Source organism: Acrocarpospora phusangensis (assembly GCF_016862995.1).
In the GTDB taxonomy this organism is placed as follows: Bacteria; Actinomycetota; Actinomycetes; order Streptosporangiales; family Streptosporangiaceae; genus Acrocarpospora; species Acrocarpospora phusangensis.
This window is the reverse complement of sequence record NZ_BOOA01000129.1, coordinates 1-16,499: the sequence shown is the minus strand read 5'-3', so window position 1 is coordinate 16,499 and position 16,499 is coordinate 1. Positions and strand designations below refer to the sequence as shown.

Genomic DNA, 16,499 nt, shown 5'->3' with positions numbered 1-16,499 from the left:
GAGCGCGCGCGACCCCCCGGTCCTCGGGGGGCCGGGGGGTCGCGCGACCCCCTCAGGGAAGCTCGATGGCGACCTTGGTCCAGCCGGGCGAACGGCGGTCGAACAGCTGGTACGCCTCGATGACCGAGGTCAGGCCCTCCTCCTGGGTGACCACCTGACCGGGGTCCGCGTGCCCTGCCGCGATCTTGCTCAGCAGGCCGGGGGCGTACTTGCGGTGGTTGCAGTTGCCCATCTGCACGGTCAGGTTGCGGTTCATGGCCTTGCCCAGCGGGAAGCCGTGGTGGTCCATCGGGTAGACGCCGATGACGCCCACGGTGCCGGCCTTGGCGACCATGTCCACCGCCCAGTCGAGCGCCTGGTCGGGCGCGTCGCCGGGGCTCCACAGGTGCTCCTCGTGGGGGGCGCCCGTGGCCGCGGGTCCCCTGGACGGGCGTTCCGCGTCGACGCCCACCGCGTCGATCACCCGGTCGGCGCCGATGCCGCCGGTGCACTCCAGCACCGCCGCCACCGGGTCCTCGCTGTTGAAGTCGATGGTCTCGGCGTTCTGCAGCCGGGCGGTCTGCAGCCGGTCGGCGTTGCCGTCCACGATCATCACGCGGCCGGCGCCCTGCATGCGGGCCGACAGCGCGGAGAGCTGCCCGACCGGTCCCGCGCCGAGCACGACGACCACGTCGCCGTTGCCGACCTGGGCCAGCCGCCCGCCGAACCAGCCGGTGGGGAAGATGTCGCTGACCATGAGCGCCTGCTCGTCGGTCACGCCGGGCGGGACGGGCACCATGACGGTGTGCGCGTACGGGATCCGGGCGTACTCGGCCTGGAGTCCGTCGACGGGACCGGTCTCCTCGGGACCGCCGAAGAAGCACGTGCCGGCGGCGGAGCCCTTGGGATTGGCCACGTCGCACTGGGCGTAGTACCCCTCGCGGCAGTAGGAGCAGCGTCCGCAGCCGATGGTCGAGCACACCACGACGCGGTCGCCCGGGTTGAAGTTGCGGACCCCCGGCCCGAGCTCCATCACGAGGCCGACCGCCTCGTGGCCGAGGATCGTGCCCGGACGCATGTGGGGCACGGTTCCCCGGACGAAGTGCAGGTCGGTGCCGCAGATCGCGCTCGCGGTGATCCGGATGATCGCGTCCTCCGGATGCTGGATCCGCGGGTCGGGCATCTGATCGAGCGCGATCTTCCCGACGTCATGCCATACGACGGCTTTCATCTGATCTCGTCCTCTCTTTCGAGCGGCCTCGATCCGGATCCATGCCCAGGCTCAGCGAGCTAACCTGACCTGCGCGTCAAACCGTCGCCATTCTTGTTTGGCCTATTTGCCCTGGTTTGCCACAGCCTCGATGGCGGCTTTGGCGGCCTCCGGGTCCAGGTAGCCCGAGCTGACCGGCTTGAACTCGGCGTCCAGCTCGTAGCGGAGCGGGATGCCGGTGGGGATGTTCAGCCCGGCGATGTCCGCGTCGCTGATGCCGTCCAGGTGCTTGACCAGGGCGCGGAGCGAGTTGCCGTGGGCGACCACGAGGACGGTCTTGCCCGCCGCCAGATCCGGGACGATCTGGTCGTACCAGTACGGCAGCATGCGGTCCACGACGTCCTTCAGGCACTCCGTGCGCGGCATCAGCTCCGGCGGGAGCAGCGCGTAACGGGGGTCGCCCGCCTGGGAGAACTCGTCGTCGTCCGCGAGCGGCGGGGGCGGCGTGTCGTACGACCGGCGCCACAGCATGAACTGCTCGTCGCCGAACTCGGCGCGGGTCTGGGCCTTGTCCTTGCCCTGCAGCGCGCCGTAGTGGCGCTCGTTCAGCCGCCAGGAGCGCTGCACCGGCAGCCAGAGCAGGTCGGCCGCCTCCAGGGCGAGGTTGGCCGTGCGGATCGCCCGGGTCAGCAGGGACGTGTGCACCACGTCGGGCCGCACCCCGGCCTCGACCAGCATGTGCCCGCCGCGGCGGGCCTCGGCCTCACCGGTCGCCGAGAGGGTGACGTCCACCCACCCGGTGAACAGGCCCTTGATGTTCCATTCGCTCTCGCCGTGCCGCAGCAGCACCAAAGTCGCCATGGCCGCAATCCTAACGGGGTACGGCCATGCCGACTCGACCGCGCCGCCGCTACGCGGATTCCCGCCCAGGATCGGCGAAACGCGCGAAAGCGGCGAGGTTGGCCGTGGATTCGCCCCGTTTGAGGCGCCACTCCCACTCGCGCCTGATCGAGGAGGCGAAACCCAGCTCCAGCGCCCGGTCGAACCACTCGTCGGCGTAGGTGAGCACGCAGCCGAGGACGCGGTCGATCTCCTCCTCGGAGATGGCCGACAGGGGCAGCCGGCCCACCAGGTACACGTCGCCGATCGGGTCGATGGCGAAGTGCACGCCGTACATGGAGCCGTTCTTGGTGAGGAGCCAGCGGTAGAAGTCGGCGTGGTTCTCGTCGGGGCGGCGGCAGAAGAAGGCCTCCACGTGCAGGGCCTGGTCGCCGACGATCAGCCACGTCATGGTGGCGAGCTTGTGCTGTCCCGGCAGCTTGACGAGAAAGGCGCCGGGCCGCGGCTGCTCGTACGACAAGTCCGCGGCTTTCAGCGCCTCCTCGACGGCGGCGCTCACAGGTTGACCGCCATGGGCACACGATGCAGCTTGACCATGGTTCCGGTATACACCTCCACCAGCCGGGCGGCGGTGGCGGACCACCCGAAGGCGGTGGCGTGGCGGGGGGCGTTCTCGGCCAGGAAGTCCCGCCAGGCGGGCTTGCCGACCAGTCCCAGCAGGGTGTTCGCCCAGATCTGCGGGTCGTGGCCGTCCACCAGCACGCCGGAGACGCCGTCCTTGACCGCGGTCCTGAGGCCGCCGACCGACGCGGCGACGACGGGCGTGCCGCAGGCCTGGGACTCCAGGGCGACCAGGCCGAAGGACTCGTTGTGGGAGGGCACCACGGTGAGGTCGGCCGCGCGGTACCAGTCGGCCAGCTCGTGCTGGGGGGCGGGGGGCGCGAGCCGTACCACGTCGGAGATGCCGAGTTCGGCGGCGAGGTCGGTGAGCAGGGACGGGCGGGCCAGGCCGTTGCCGCTGGGGCCGCCGACGCAGGCGATGACCAGGCGGTCGCGGAGCGCGGGTTCGGCGGCGAGCATCCGGGCGGCGGCCTTGAGCAGCACGTCGGGGGCTTTGAGGGGCTGGATACGGCCGACGAAGAGCAGGACGACGGCGTCCTGCGGGAGGCCGAGGCGATGCCGGGCCGCGCCCTGGGAGGCGGGCTGGAAGACGGTCAGGTTGACGCCGGGGTTGACCACCGAGACCTTCTCGGGGGGCGCGCAGTAGAGGGAGATGAGCTCCTCGGCCTCGGCGGTGGTGTTGGCGACCAGCTGGTCGGCGATGTCCACCACCTGCTCCTCGCCCATCACCCGGACGGGCGGCTCGGGGCGGTCGCCCTCGGCCAGCAGCAGGTTCTTGACCTTGGCCATGGTGTGCATCGTGTGCACCAGCGGGAGGCCCCAGCGTTCCTTGGCCAGCCAGCCGACCTGCCCGGAAAGCCAGTAGTGGGAGTGGATGACGTCGTATCTGCCGGGGTCGTACATGGCTTCGGTGCGCAGCACGCCGGAGAGGAAGGCGCACATCTGGCCGGGGAGGTCGCTGCGGTCCAGCTCCTCGTACGGCCCCGCGGTGACATGCCGCACCGAAACGCCCGGGACGATCTCCGCCACGGGAGGCAGATCACGCGCGGTCTGCCGGGTGAAGATCTCCACCTCGACCCCGAGCGCGGCCAGGCGTTTGGCCACCTCCACGATGTAGACGTTCATACCGCCCGCGTCGCCGGTCCCCGGCTGATCTAACGGGGACGTGTGCATGCTGATCGTCGCGACCCGGTTCAGTCGGCGCCGTCCGAGCGTCACCCTCACCACCTCCAAGCGGGTATTAACCACGAATAACTACGACAGATTCCCGCCTCTAAGATGGCCCCCATGGCGAGGACAGCTGTGGTGACAGGGGCGAGCAGCGGGATCGGCGAGGCGACCGCGCGCAGGCTCGCGGCCGAGGGGTACGACGTGGTCGCGGCGGCCCGCCGGCGGGACCGGCTGGACCGGCTCGCGGCCGAGGTGCCCGCCATCCGCCCGGCCACCCTGGACGTGACGTCCGCCGAGTCGGTGGACGCTCTGGTGGGCTCGCTCGACCGCTGCGACGTGCTGATCAACAACGCGGGCGGGGCGATCGGCCTGGAGCCGGTGGCGACCGGCCGGGTCGAGGACTGGCAGCGCATGTACGAGGTGAACGTGCTCGGCTCGCTGCGGATGACCCGGGCGCTGCTCCCCAAGCTCATCGAGTCGGGGGACGGGGTGCTGCTGATGCTGACGTCGGTGGCGGGGCTCGTCTCGTACGAGGGGGGCGGGGGTTACTGCGCGGCCAAGCACGCGCAGACGTCCATGACCGAGACGCTGCGGCTGGAGCTGTGCGGCGAGCCGGTGCGGATCATCGAGATCGCGCCCGGCATGGTGCGCACCGAGGAGTTCTCGCTGACCCGGTTCCGGGGCGACGCGGACGCGGCGGCGAAGGTGTACGAAGGGGTGCCCGGCCCGCTGACCGCCGACGACGTGGCCGACGCGATCGCGTTCGCGGTGACCAGGCCCGCCCACGTGAACATCGACCGGCTGGTGATCCGGCCGCGGGCGCAGGCGGCCCAGCACAAGGTCCATCGGGTGTGAGGCGGCCGGTCGGGGAGATCACCCGCGGCACGACCGGCCACAACCGGCTGCGGCGCGCCGACCGGTGGATCGCCGCCGGATACGGCGGGCTGCTGCGGTCGGTGCCGGAACCGCTGGTGGTGGACCTCGGCTACGGCGCCTCCCACATCACGACATATGAGCTTTTCACCCGGCTGCGGCGGGTGGCCAGGGACGTGCAGGTGGTCGGCGTCGAGATCGACCCGGCCCGGGTGGCCGCCGCCAAGCCCTTCGAACGGCCGGGCCTGACCTTCATCCGGGGCGGTTTCGAGCTGCCGGTGGGCCGCCCGCCGATCCTGGTGCGGGCCTTCAACGTCCTGCGCCAGTACGGCGAGCCGGACGCCTGGCAGTACTGGGACATGTTGCGGCAAAAACTTCATCCCAGGGGCGTGCTCGTCGAGGGGACCTGCTCGGAGGTCGGCCACCGCGCGGTCTGGGCAACATTGGACGAAAAAAGCCCAAAAATCATTACTTTTGCGGCGCGGTTCGGGGGCATCGACCGGCCCTCCGACCTCGCCGAACGCCTCCCGAAAACCCTCATCCACCGAAATATCCCCGGCCACCCGATAAATCGTTTCTTTGCCGATTGGGACCGGGCGTGGGCGACCTGCGCCCCCTTCGTCGCGTACGGCACCCGCCAGCGCTGGATCCGTACCGCCGAACTTCTCGCCCAGACCTGGCCCGTCCACACCACACCCCCCTTCGGGGGACCGGCTCGATGGCGGCTGGGCGAACTTACCCTCCCTTGGCCGGCCGTGTCCTAAGCTGGCCGCTGGCTGTGCCGATAGGAGGCCGAGCGGAAGTAGTACCCCTCTACGGGACGTAGTACTACGCCAGGTAGGCTGATGTCGTGAAGGGTCTTGGCGAGCTTGAACGCAGCATCATGGACATCCTCTGGGCGGAGCGCGGACCGTTGACCGCGCGCGAGGTGGGCCGGTTGATCGCGGATCGCGACCTGGCTCCCACCACGGTGATGACCGTCCTGGACCGGCTCACCCGCAAGGGCTTCCTCACCCGTACCCGGGACGGCCGCGCCTGGCGTTACGAACCCGCCGCCAGCCGCGACGCGTACGTGGCCGAGCTCATGCTGGAAGCCCTGGACCTGACCGGTGACCGCAGCGCCGCGTTGCAGCGTTTCGCCCAGGCTGTCTCCGGCTCGGAAGCCGAGATCCTCCGCCGCGCGCTCACCGAGCTGGAGGAGTAATGATCGCGGCGGCGACCCTCGCGGCGCTTGCCACCGTCTGTGCCGTCGGCGCCTGGCGGCTCACTTCGCACCGCTGGACCTGGCGGGCCCCGCGGGCGGCGATCCTGCTGTGGCAGTCCCTCGGCGTGACCTGGGGCCTGGCCAGCGTGGGGGCGCTGCTGGCGTTCGCCCTCCAGCCGTTCGGGCGGGGGATCGTGCACGGCCTGGCGTACATCGGGCATCACTGGCGGGAGCCGCACGACCTGCCGCGGATCGTGTCGCTGGTGGCCGGGCTGGCGCTGCTGGCGGCGCTGTCGACGGTGCTGATGTGGGCCGGCGTGGAGACGCTGCGGGCGCGGCGGCGGCATCGGATGCTGCTGGCCCTGATCGCGCGGGAAGAACCGGGGGTGCCCGGAGTGCGGGTGCTCGACCATCCGGGCGCGGCCGCGTACTGCGTGCCGGGGCTGCGCTCCCAGGTCGTGATCAGCGCGGGCACGCTGCGGCTGCTCAGCCCGGACGAGCTGACGGCCGTGCTCGCGCACGAGTCCGCGCACGTGCGGGAGCGCCACGATCTGGTGCTGCTGCCGTTCGCGGCGCTGAGCCGGATCCTGCCGTGGTCCAAGACGGTGCACGAGGCCCACGCCTCGGTGGCGCTGCTGATCGAGATGGCCGCCGACGACCGGGCCCGCCGCCAGTGCTCGCCGAAGCGCCTGGCCACCGCCCTGCTCCGATTCGGTACGGCCGCCGCGTACGCCACCCCCTACGGAGCGCTCGGCGCGAGTACGGGCGAGAATGTGATGGCCAGGGTGAATCGCCTGGTCAAGCCGCGTGCCGAGCTTCCGGCGCATGCCCGTTTCGCTATCGTGGCCGGGTCGGCGCTGCTCACGGCGTCGGCGCCGCTGCTCTGGCTGCTGCCCGGCTGAGTTAGCCAGCGTTATCCAGCGCGTTTGCAAATGCATACACGGTTTGGCAGACTGGGGACATGGAACTGCCCAAGATCGGCTCGTACATCCGCGAGCAACGGCAGCAGGCGAAGATCTCGCTGCGCCAGCTCGCCGCTCAGGCGGGGGTCTCCTTCCCCTACCTGAGCCAGGTGGAGCGCGGGGTGCGCAAGCCCAGCGCGGAGATCCTCAACCAGATCGCCAAGGGTCTGCAGATCTCCGCTCAGGCGCTCTACGTGCAGGCCGGGCTGATCGAGGAGCGCGAGCCGGACAGTGACGTCCTGACCGCGATCCGGGCCGATGTCACCCTCAGCGGGCGGCAACGCCAGGTGCTGATCGACATCTACGAATCGTTCCGGCGCGAGAACCGTGCGGCAACAACCGACGAGGCCCAGCCGACGACACCGGCTGAGCCTCAGGGGGCGGTCAACTCGCAAAACGGTCACGCCACACCAGAAGGGTAACGCCCATCATGACCCTCGCCACCGAGGTTAAGAAGCTCACCGAGTCGAAGCCGTTCTACGCCCTCACCGGCGCCGGCGACTTCGCCATGGAGAAGCTGCGCGAGCTGCCGGATCAGCTCGCCAAGCTGCAGGACCGCCAGGGCCCCGCCCGCAAGTACGCGGAGCGCGTCCAGGACCGGGCCGAGAACTACGCCCGCGAACTGCCCGGCAAGACCAGGGAGTACGCGGAGACCGTCACCGCCCGGCTGAACGAGGTCTACGACGACCTCGCCAAGCGCGGCCGCAAGGTCGTCAGGAAGGTCAGCGGCGGCGCCGCGACCGAGCTGGAGGAGGTCGCGCAGTCGGCGGGCGCCCGCCGGGCTCCGGCCCGCAAGCCCGTCACCGCGCGCCCCAAGGCCAAGGCCTGAGTGGCCTAGACACCCGCGAAAGCGGCCCACGGTGAACGTGGGCCGCTTTCTGCTTCTGTACGGCTCCCGCTCACGCATTAGGCTGGTGGGCGTCCGTCCTAGACCACGCTGGAGTGACGATGCTCTACGGCCTGCTGGACTACATTTTCTGGGGCCTCGCCATCGCGGCGTTCGGCATGTCCGTGTGGGCGCTGATCCACGCAGTCAGGACACCGGCGAAGGCGTTCTCCGCGGCCGGGAAGCTGTCCAAGAACCTCTGGCTCGTCTTCACCGGCCTGGCCACCGTCTTCACCCTGGCCTCCGCCAGCGGCTACCTCGGCTTCGGCTTCCAGATGCTGAACATCTTCACCATCGCCTCGGTCATCGCGTCCGGCATCTACCTGGCCGACGTGAAGCCGGCCGTCAACGAGTACCGCGGCGGCGGCAGCAACCAGGGCCCCTACGGCCCCTGGTAGGGACCCTGCAGCGGTTTCGGCCCCCCGCGTTCCGGGGCGACGCCGCGGGACCGCAGGGTCGTCACCAGCCAGCGGGCCAGCCGGTCGTGGCCGGCCGCGGTCGGATGGGTGCCGTCGGGCAGCACGTCGGTCCTGGCCCACTTCTGGGTCAGCGGGTCGGCGAACGGCACCCCGGCCAGCCAGGCCGCCTTGGCGACCGCGTCCCGCACCTTGTACGCCGCCTTCGGTGGTTTCTTCAGCCAGATCGGGCCGACCACCACGATCCGCGCCCTCGGCCAGCGCTCCTTGACCCTGCTGATCAGCCGGGTGGCGGCCGTCCGCACTTTCGGGGCCGCCCTGCGGTCGTTGTGGCCGCCGGCCAGCACCACCAGGTTCGGCTCCGGCCGCCAGGCCAGCTCCCGCGTGAACGATTCGCCGAAGGTGCGGTGGATCTTGCCGCGCGCCACGAAACCGGCGCCGCGCCCGCCCGCCGTGATCAGCTGCCAGCCGAGCAGCCGCGCCGTCTCCGCCGAGTAGGTCTCCCAGGAGCGCACCGGCCCTGAGCCCACGGCGAAACTGTCGCCGACGAACATCACCACGGGGGCCGCGGGCGGGACGAGCGGAGCCGGGACGGCGGCTGCCTCCCCGACGGCGCTCGCGCATCCGGTGACCAGCCCGCAGATCGACAACCACGACACCAGCTTCGGCGCGCGCATGCCACCTCCGGTCTCCAAGCGCAGGCCGGAAGTCTATCGATTACAGCCAGTCACGTTTACGGAACTGCCAGTACAGGATCAGTGCGGCGATGGACCACAGGCCGGTGGAGGTCCAGAATCCCCACATCTGATCGGATCCGGGGTAGGGCACGTTCTGGCCGTAGAAGCCGGTGATCGCGGTGGGCACCGCGATGATCGCCGCCCAGCTGGTCACCCGCTTCATGATCAGGTTCATCCGGTTGCCCTGCATGGTCATGTGGGCCTCGCGGATGTTGCCGACCAGGTCGCGCAGGGAGTCCGTCCATTCGGCCGCGCGCAGCACGTGGTCGTACACGTCCTGGAAGTAGGGGGTGATCGAGCTGTCCCTGATCACGTCGTTGCGGCGGAACAGGGCGTTGACCATGTCCCGCATGGGGGTGACCACGCGGCGGAAGGTGACCAGGTTCTGCCGGAGTTCGAAGGTGCGGCGCTGCTCGGCGCGGTCCGGGATCTGCTCGCCGAACAGGCGGTCCTCCAGGCCCTCGATCTGCTCGTCCATGGCCTGGACGACCTCGAAGTGGGTGTCCACGACGTAGTCGAGCAGGCCGTGCAGCAGGAAGGCGACGCCGTGCTCGGCCTGGGCCAGGGAGGTGTCCCAGCGGTGGATGATCTCCTGGACGTCGAAACGGTCCGAGGTGCGGACGGTGACCAGGGCGCTCGGCGTGATGAACGCGGACGCCTCGGTCAGCTCCAGGTCGCCGGTGTCGCCGTCGTAGTGGGCCGCGTAGACGTTGAGGAACATGTGCGAGTCGAACATGTCCAGCTTGGGGCGCTGGTTGGGGGTGAGGGCGCTCCTGATGGCGAGCTCGTGCAGGCCCAGCTCCTCGCTGATGGCGTCCAGGTCCTTCTCCGAGGGGCTGCACAGGTCGAACCAGACGACCGCGCCCTCCTCGTGCAGGTGGTCGGAGACCTCGGCGATCGGGAAGCCTTCCGACACCAGCTTTCCGTGCCGGTAGAGGCGGGTGTACGCCGGGGCGCTCTGGGCCATCGCACCAGCGTACTCCGGCACGCACAGGACAAGTCGGACCGCTATCGTGGCGGCTCATGGTCAGTCTCGTGCGCCGGCTCGGGCCGGCGGTCGCCGCCACGGTGACGTCCCTGGTCCTGTCCGCCGTCCTAGCCGGCCCTGCTCACGCCGACCAGAGCACGCTCACGCTGGAGCTGCGCAAGGACGGCGTGCTGCACGTCAAGGAGGACGTCGTCCTCACCGGCGGCGCGATCACCCGCGCGCCGGTGCTCAGGACGCGGCACGACGACAGCAGCGACCGCGTCTACCGGATCACCAACGTGACGGGCGCCACCTTCGACGGCGCCGAGTTCGCGATCCCCGCGAGCGGCACGGTCGAGTACGACGTGACCGGCGCGGTCGCCCCCGTGGCGGGCGGCGAGGAGCTGCGGTGGTACGTGGCGTCCGGGCCGCTCGACCAGGTCACCGTCAAAGTGACCGGGCCCGGGCAGATCCAGCACCTGGCCTGCTTCACCGGCGACCTGGGCGCGGCCATGGGCTGCACCACGGCCGCCATGAACGAGACCGGGCTGACCGCCGAGTTCGAGCAGCAGGAGCTCGGCGCCGGGCAGCTGCTGACCGTCGTCGTCGGGTACCCGGCCGGCGCCACCGGGGCCGAGCCGGCGCTGGAGCACCGGTTCAGCCTGAGCGCCGCGTTCACCGTGAACGCGATCACCGGCGGGTCGCTGGTGCTCCTGCTGGTGCTGCTGCTCGGCGGGTTCTGGCTGGTCTACTGGACGCGCGGGCGGGACGCCCGGGTGATCGGAGCCGAGTCGGGGGCGCGCGGCGCGTACGACAACGGGCGGTTCGCGCCGCCGGACGGGGTGCGGCCCGGGCAGATCGGCACGCTCATCGACGAACAGGCCGACGTGATCGACGTGACCGCGACCATCGTGGACCTGGCGGTGCGCGGGTATCTGCGGATCGACGAGCAGCCGCGGCAGACCTACGACGCGCCGGACTGGCTGCTGGTGAAGCTGCCGAAAGCGCCGGTGGCGAGCCTGTTGCCGTACGAGCGGGCGCTGTTCGACGCGATCTTCGACCTGCGGGACGAGGTGCTGCTGTCGCAGCTGCACGGCGGCTTCACCACCGGTCTCGGGCGGGTACGGGACGCGCTCTACCGGGATGTCGTCAACCAGGGGTGGTTCGCGCGGCGGCCCGATTCGGTGCGGTCGCGGTGGACGGTCATCGGCATCCTGGTGACCGTACTGGGGTTGGCGGGCACGGTGGCGCTGGCGATGTACACGACGTACGGGCTGGTGGGGCTGGCGGTGATCGTGCTGGGGGCGGCGGTGACCGTGGGCGGGCAGTACATGCCGGCCAAGACCGCGAGCGGCGCCACGGCGTTGGCACACACGCTCGGCTTCCGTGAGTACCTGGCCGCCGGTGACATCGGCGACGTGCCGCCCGGAGAACGCGCCGAACTGTTCTCGCGCTACCTGCCCTATGCGGTGATCTTCGACAGCGTGGACCGCTGGGCCCGGGTGGTCGCCTCCATCAAAAACGAAGGCGACAACCTGTACTGGTACCACGGCCCCGCCGAATGGGACCTCTCCAAGTTCGCCGACTCCATGCGCACCTTCACCATGACCACCTCCGGCGCGATCTCCTCATCCCGCCAGTTCAGAACCTTCTGACAAACGGGAGCGCCGCCACAGCGGCGCTCCCTCAGATCAGGACGTTCTGACGCAGATCTCCCCCACAGGCTGACCGCCGCCGAGCACCGGCACGGCCAGTTCGTCGAGTTCCGGTGCGTCGAAGCCGAGGGCGCGCAGGGCGGCGATCGTGACCGGGACTCGGGCGCGCTGGCCACCGTCCACGATCTTGATGACGGCGGCGCGGCCGTCCTCGTGGGCGAAGGCGTCGAACGCCTCGGCTCCGGCCTTGAGCATCAGGCCCGGGATGGCGCGCATCAGCTTGGCCTCGGGGCGGTGGGTGCCGCTGGTGTACTCGGGGTGGGCGCGCATCGCGTCCGCTACCCGGCGCTCCAGGCTGCCCGGGCTGGCCTGCACGATGCGGCGGAACGCCCGGGCCAGGCCGGTCATGGAGCAGAAGAACAGCGGCGCGCCGCAGCCGTCCACACCGGTCGCCGGCACCCGCTCGGAGGTGAACTCCTCCACGGTGGCCCTGATCGTCTTCTGCAGCGGGTGGGACGGGTCGCGGTAGTCGTCCAGCGGCCAGTCGTTGGCGGCGCAGGTCGCGAGCATGGCGGCGTGCTTGCCGGAGCAGTTCATGTACACGCGGGCGCGCTCCTGGACCGCGCGGTCCTCGGGGAAGTCCTCGGGGCAGCGCAGGACGCTCTCGTCCAGGCCGGCATCCGTGAGGATCTTCCGCGCGCCTTCGACGTGGAAGGGCTCGCCGGCGTGGCTGCCACAGGCCAGCGCGAGCAGTTCATGATTGAGGTTCAGCCCGGCGGAGAGCATGCCGAGCGCTTGCAGGGGCTTCATGGAGGAACGAGGGGAGGCCGGGGTCTGCACTTCACCGTGCACCCGGACCGGCTTGCCATCGCCGCCCACGGCGATCATCCGGGCCCGGTGCGTCGATTCGACGAACCCGGAACGGACCACCTCGACGATCAATTCGGACATGTCTGCGAGTCTACGAACCCGCTCGGTCATGACAGAATCCAGCCCATGCGTGCGGTGGTGCAACGAGTCAGCTCAGCTTCGGTGACGGTCGACGGCAGCACGGTCGGGGCCATCACCTCCCCCGGCCTGCTCGTCCTCGTCGGCGTCACCCACACCGACACCCCCGCCCAGGCCGCCAAACTGGCCGCCAAACTCTGGAACCTCCGCATTCTCGACGGCGAGAAGTCCTGCTCGGACACCGCCGCCCCCCTCCTCGTCATCAGCCAGTTCACCCTGTACGCCGACACCAACAAGGGCCGCCGCCCCACCTGGCAGGCCGCCGCCCCCGGCCCCATCGCCGAACCCCTGGTCGAAGCGGTCGTATCCGCCCTCCGCACCCTCGGCGCCCACGTCGAAACCGGCAAATTCGGCGCCGACATGAAGGTCACCCTCACCAACGACGGCCCCATCACCCTGGTAATCGACGTCTAACCCCACCGCAGGCAACCCCCGCACCAAGACCGACCCGCGCATTCTGCGAGGACTTAAAGCCTCTAGCAGAAAAGACCTTAAAGACGCGGCCGGATCTGCTGCTCTCGGCGCCGGTGCGGCGAGGAGCGTCGCCTGCGTTGACGGCGCCGGATAACGGCGAGGACCGGTGCTAGGTCCTTCCGATCAGCTGTTTCAACGGACCCGGGGTTAGGCCGTTCCGATCAGCTGTTTCAGCGGAGGCGGCGGCGGAGGGCCGGGTCGATGGTGACGTTGCGGCCGGCGTCGGGGGGGACGATGACCTCCTGGGTGGCGGCGACGTGGCCGGCGAGTAGGGGGATGTCTACGGGGATGGTGCGTTTCACGACGGCGAGGGCGATGGGGCCGAGTTCGTGGTGGCGGGCGGAGGAGCCGATGAAGCCGATCTGGCCGGGGGTGGCGGTGCCTTCGGTCGCGCCTTCGATGGAGGCGGTGGGGTCGCCTTCGGCGGGGGTGCTGACGCCGAGGGTGACGGGGGTGCCGTGCGGCGGGAGGGTGTCGACGCTGCCGTCCAGGTGGAGGAAGACGAGCCTGCGCGGGGGGTGGCCGAGGTTGTGGACGCGGGCCACCGTCTCCTGGCCCCGGTAGCAGCCCTTGGAGAGGTGGACGGCGGCTTCGATCCAGCCGACCTCGTGCGGGATCGTCTTGTGGTCGGTGTCGAAGCCGAGGCGGGGCCGGTGGGCTTCGATGCGCAGCGCGTCGTACGCCCAGAGGCCGGCCGGGCGGGTGATCACCGTGGTGAGGGCCGCGCGGGGCACGAGAAGATCGGTGCCGACGACGACCGCGCCGGGAGTCGCCTCAGCGATGGCCTGGAGATCGGCCCCCGCGCCCTTGGCGCCCGCGACCTCGGCCGTGCTCGCGGGTGCCGGAGCGGTGGAGACGACAGCGTACTCGGCGGTCAGGTCAGCGACCTCGACCCGCAGCATGAAGCGCATCTTCACGAGATAGGTCAGCAGGTCACCGGCGGTGCCCGGTTCGACGTGAATCCACGTCGCCGCACCGTCGTCGACCAGGCTCAGGTGGTGCTCGACCCGGCCCTGCGGATCGAGGATCAGCGTCTCCGTCGCCGTGCCCGGCGCGAGCGTGTCGACTTTCTGCGAGCTGAGGTCGTTCAGCCAGGTCAGCCGATCGTGGCCCGAGATCCGGACCACCTCGCGGTTGCTCCGGTCGACCAGCGCGACCCCCTCGACCAGGGCACGCTGTTCCCCATAAGGGTCACCGTAGTGAGCGGCCACCGACTCATCAGGACCCTGAGCGGCCACGGCCCCGGGCGTATCAAGCAACGGACTGCGCATACCCCAAGGCTATGTCCACCCGCCGATCCCAACGCACCGTAGCCCCCATCATTCGCAGTTCTTACAACGCCCGAAGATCGTGAGGTGGTGCACGTCGGTGTTGAAGCCGAGCCGGGTACGGAGCTCGTCGACCATGCTCTGAACGAGAACCGGCGGAGCTTCGACGATCTCGCCACAGCCACGGCAGACCAGATGCACATGATCGGCATCGGCGGCCAGGTGATAGGTGGGGGCCCCGTGGCTCAGGTGGGTGTGCGTGACCAGGCCGAGTTCTTCCAGGAGTTCGAGCGTGCGATAGACGGTCGAGATGTTCACGCCCCGCGCGGTCTGCTGGACTTTGCTGCAGATGTCCTCAGGGGTGGCGTGACCGAGCGCGCTGACCGCCTCCAGCACGAGTTGGCGCTGCGGCGTAACCCGGTAGCCCTTAGCCCGCAATTCTTCGTGCCACGTGTCGGTCATAGTCGCGATTTTATTCGCTTGCCCGACTCCGGATGGCTCGCATAGCGTACGAATCACGCAGAGAGGAGGTGGTCCGAACAATGGTTGATCATAGTTGGGCTAGCGAGGTGGCTGTCCGCTAGGACTGGCGAACCGGACCAGCTCCGGATTGCGCCACGTAGCGTAAATCCAGACAGACACCGGAACCCCGGGCAGTCGGCGGCTGAGGACAGGATCCTCCGCCATTGGTCCAGCCGACCCCCGTCGACAGGTCGCAACCACCACGACGGAGAGCGCGCCCGGGGTTCTTCTCTGCCTCGCACCCATCCCGCTCGGTATCCAGTCATTTACGGTACGCGCAGGAATGGTCATGCGAATCCACTATCCCCGGACACCGCATCTGCCCTGGTCTCCGGGAGCGTCGGCGGATGACGTACGCGTCGGCGGCCTTGCGGGCTTCGCCGGGCGCGAGGTCGTGGTCACCGAGAAACTCGACGGCGAGAACACGACCATGTACGCGGACGGGTTGCACGCGCGGTCGCTGGATTCGGCGCACCACCCCTCCCGTACCTGGATCAAGGGCTTGCACGCCCGGATTGCCAGATCCATCCCGGAAAGCTGGCGTCTGTGCGGAGAGAACCTCTTCGCCCGGCATTCGATCGCGTATGAGGACCTGGACAGCTGGTTCTACGCCTTCTCCGTCTGGAACGGCGACCACTGCCTCGACTGGGACCAGACCACACGTTTCACCCGGAAACTGGGCGTCCCTGTCCCCCGGGTGCTCTGGCGCGGCCTCTTCGACGAGCGGGCGCTGCGATCTCTCCGTCTCGACCCGGCGCGCGTCGAAGGCTACGTCGTACGCGCAACCGACGGCTTCCCCCGAGCCGACTTCCCCCACCGCGTCGCCAAATGGGTACGCCCCGCCCACGTCACCACAGACGAACACTGGATGCTCGCCCCGGTCATCCCCAACGGCTTAGGCCCTTCCGCGGCTCTATGGGACGTGCGATCCGGCGGCATCCCAGACGCATCCGCCCTGCTCACCGCGACCGGTATCAACCTCACTGAACCGCCCACTCTCGCCAGCGCCACCCGGCTCGACTCCGCCGAACCGCCGCTCACCGACGTCGCCACCCGGCTCGACCTGCTCGGCCGCACCGGTGACGCGCGCCTGTCCGGCGTCCTCGCGACGCTCTTCCACAGCACCCGCCGCTCCTGGCTCGCCCCCCACCTGGTGTCCCCACTCGGCATGCCCCTGGCCCGCCGCGTCGCCGACCTCGCCGGCCTCCACACCAAACTCCACGACCCCCTCCCCGACGAATCCCGCCGCTCCGGCCTGACACGCCTGGCTTTCTCCACCGACCTCGGCATCCTCCACGCGGTCTCCGCCGCCCTCGCAACCACCCCCGAGGCCCGCGACCAGGTCGAATGGTCAGAACTCCACGCCGAAGAGGCCAACCTCCTGGTCGAGCACCCCTTCGAACCGTTGCGTACGGCCCTGCGAGAAAAAGTCGGAGGAAAAGGTGACATCGCCGACCTGTGCTGGGCCGAAACCCGCGAGGCTTACGCCCTGGGCCGTATCAGCACCGCCGACGAGGGCCTCGCCCGAAGCTGGAACCGCCTCTCCGGCGACTTCCCCCGCCTGATCGTCACCATCGGTCCTTCCGGCAGCGGAAAGAGCACCTTCGCCCAATCCTTCGTCGAGGGTTCCCACCAGGCGATTTCCACCTCGGACCACGCCCGGCACAGAAGTTCGCGGCGGGCGATTCCCGCCTCAGATCAAGCCCC

19 protein-coding genes are annotated in these 16,499 nt (G+C 69.8%); 10 read left to right on the top strand and 9 right to left on the bottom strand.

The annotated features are described in order from the left end of the window. Positions 1-52 precede the first annotated feature (52 nt). The 4 genes from Aph01nite_RS38870 to mshA form a co-directional block, all read right to left on the bottom strand. Entirely contained in the window at positions 53-1,210 is a 1,158-nt protein-coding gene (locus Aph01nite_RS38870) for an alcohol dehydrogenase catalytic domain-containing protein (protein ID WP_204046093.1), read from the bottom strand. Between the two features lie 102 nt (positions 1,211-1,312). Continuing rightward, on the bottom strand, positions 1,313-2,050 hold the full coding sequence (locus Aph01nite_RS38865; RefSeq protein WP_204046092.1) for a phosphoglyceromutase: 738 nt from the start codon (positions 2,048-2,050) through the stop codon (positions 1,313-1,315). A gap of 49 nt (positions 2,051-2,099) precedes the next feature. Then, positions 2,100-2,588, bottom strand: coding sequence for a type III secretion system chaperone family protein (locus tag Aph01nite_RS38860; RefSeq protein WP_204046091.1), 489 nt, complete (start codon positions 2,586-2,588; stop codon positions 2,100-2,102). Further along, on the bottom strand, positions 2,585-3,868 hold the full coding sequence (mshA, locus tag Aph01nite_RS38855; protein WP_275419356.1) for a D-inositol-3-phosphate glycosyltransferase: 1,284 nt from the start codon (positions 3,866-3,868) through the stop codon (positions 2,585-2,587). The genes Aph01nite_RS38860 and mshA overlap by 4 nt, the downstream gene beginning before the upstream one ends. A 69-nt stretch (positions 3,869-3,937) precedes the next feature. Between mshA and Aph01nite_RS38850 the strand changes: the two genes are divergently transcribed. The 7 genes from Aph01nite_RS38850 to Aph01nite_RS38820 all read left to right on the top strand — a co-directional run bounded on the left by Aph01nite_RS38850 (position 3,938) and on the right by Aph01nite_RS38820 (position 8,143). Further along, positions 3,938-4,675 carry an SDR family NAD(P)-dependent oxidoreductase gene (locus Aph01nite_RS38850; protein ID WP_204046090.1) on the top strand — a complete coding sequence of 246 codons (738 nt, stop codon included), beginning with the start codon at positions 3,938-3,940 and terminating at the stop codon, positions 4,673-4,675. Then, positions 4,672-5,457 (top strand): class I SAM-dependent methyltransferase, encoded by a 786-nt coding sequence (locus Aph01nite_RS38845; RefSeq protein ID WP_204046089.1) that lies wholly within the window; start codon positions 4,672-4,674, stop codon positions 5,455-5,457. Before Aph01nite_RS38850 ends, Aph01nite_RS38845 begins: the two co-directional genes overlap by 4 nt. Positions 5,458-5,543: 86 nt before the next feature. Further along, on the top strand, positions 5,544-5,897 hold the full coding sequence (locus Aph01nite_RS38840) for a BlaI/MecI/CopY family transcriptional regulator (RefSeq protein ID WP_204046088.1): 354 nt from the start codon (positions 5,544-5,546) through the stop codon (positions 5,895-5,897). Then, positions 5,897-6,799, top strand: a complete 903-nt coding sequence (locus tag Aph01nite_RS38835) for a M56 family metallopeptidase (protein WP_204046087.1) — start codon at positions 5,897-5,899, stop codon at positions 6,797-6,799. Before Aph01nite_RS38840 ends, Aph01nite_RS38835 begins: the two co-directional genes overlap by 1 nt. A 59-nt stretch (positions 6,800-6,858) precedes the next feature. After that, complete coding sequence (locus tag Aph01nite_RS38830) at positions 6,859-7,281, top strand: helix-turn-helix domain-containing protein (protein ID WP_204046086.1); 423 nt, start codon at positions 6,859-6,861, stop codon at positions 7,279-7,281. 8 nt (positions 7,282-7,289) lie between these two features. Next, a complete protein-coding gene (locus tag Aph01nite_RS38825) occupies positions 7,290-7,688 on the top strand; it encodes a hypothetical protein (protein WP_204046085.1) in 399 nt (132 codons plus the stop codon). A 119-nt stretch (positions 7,689-7,807) separates the two neighbouring features. Continuing rightward, positions 7,808-8,143, top strand: coding sequence for a DUF2516 family protein (locus tag Aph01nite_RS38820; RefSeq protein WP_239162309.1), 336 nt, complete (start codon positions 7,808-7,810; stop codon positions 8,141-8,143). Here the strand turns inward: Aph01nite_RS38820 and Aph01nite_RS38815 are convergent. Both Aph01nite_RS38815 and Aph01nite_RS38810 read right to left on the bottom strand, forming a co-directional pair. Continuing rightward, on the bottom strand, positions 8,128-8,838 hold the full coding sequence (locus Aph01nite_RS38815; protein WP_204046083.1) for an SGNH/GDSL hydrolase family protein: 711 nt from the start codon (positions 8,836-8,838) through the stop codon (positions 8,128-8,130). The genes Aph01nite_RS38820 and Aph01nite_RS38815 overlap by 16 nt on opposite strands. A 40-nt stretch (positions 8,839-8,878) precedes the next feature. Next, positions 8,879-9,865, bottom strand: coding sequence for a magnesium transporter CorA family protein (locus tag Aph01nite_RS38810; RefSeq protein WP_204046082.1), 987 nt, complete (start codon positions 9,863-9,865; stop codon positions 8,879-8,881). A 56-nt stretch (positions 9,866-9,921) separates the two neighbouring features. Between Aph01nite_RS38810 and Aph01nite_RS38805 the strand changes: the two genes are divergently transcribed. Continuing rightward, complete coding sequence (locus tag Aph01nite_RS38805; RefSeq protein ID WP_204046081.1) at positions 9,922-11,520, top strand: DUF2207 domain-containing protein; 1,599 nt, start codon at positions 9,922-9,924, stop codon at positions 11,518-11,520. Between the two features lie 36 nt (positions 11,521-11,556). Here Aph01nite_RS38805 and Aph01nite_RS38800 read toward each other — a convergent pair whose 3' ends face one another. Continuing rightward, on the bottom strand, positions 11,557-12,471 hold the full coding sequence (locus tag Aph01nite_RS38800; RefSeq protein WP_204046080.1) for an asparaginase: 915 nt from the start codon (positions 12,469-12,471) through the stop codon (positions 11,557-11,559). Positions 12,472-12,516: 45 nt separating this feature from the next. Here Aph01nite_RS38800 and dtd point away from each other — a divergent pair, with 45 nt between their 5' ends. Continuing rightward, positions 12,517-12,942: a D-aminoacyl-tRNA deacylase gene (gene dtd, locus Aph01nite_RS38795; protein WP_204046079.1), complete on the top strand. Its 426-nt coding sequence runs from the start codon at positions 12,517-12,519 to the stop codon at positions 12,940-12,942. 230 nt (positions 12,943-13,172) lie between these two features. On the opposite strand, the gene ygfZ is transcribed toward dtd, so the two are convergent. Both ygfZ and Aph01nite_RS38785 read right to left on the bottom strand, forming a co-directional pair. Then, on the bottom strand, positions 13,173-14,273 hold the full coding sequence (gene ygfZ, locus Aph01nite_RS38790) for a CAF17-like 4Fe-4S cluster assembly/insertion protein YgfZ (RefSeq protein WP_204046078.1): 1,101 nt from the start codon (positions 14,271-14,273) through the stop codon (positions 13,173-13,175). Positions 14,274-14,321: 48 nt separating this feature from the next. Continuing rightward, a complete protein-coding gene (locus Aph01nite_RS38785; protein WP_204046077.1) occupies positions 14,322-14,732 on the bottom strand; it encodes a Fur family transcriptional regulator in 411 nt (136 codons plus the stop codon). Positions 14,733-15,081: 349 nt separating this feature from the next. Here Aph01nite_RS38785 and Aph01nite_RS38780 point away from each other — a divergent pair. Continuing rightward, positions 15,082-16,499 (top strand): RNA ligase family protein (locus Aph01nite_RS38780; protein WP_204046076.1); only part of this gene is annotated, 1,418 nt, incomplete at its 3' end.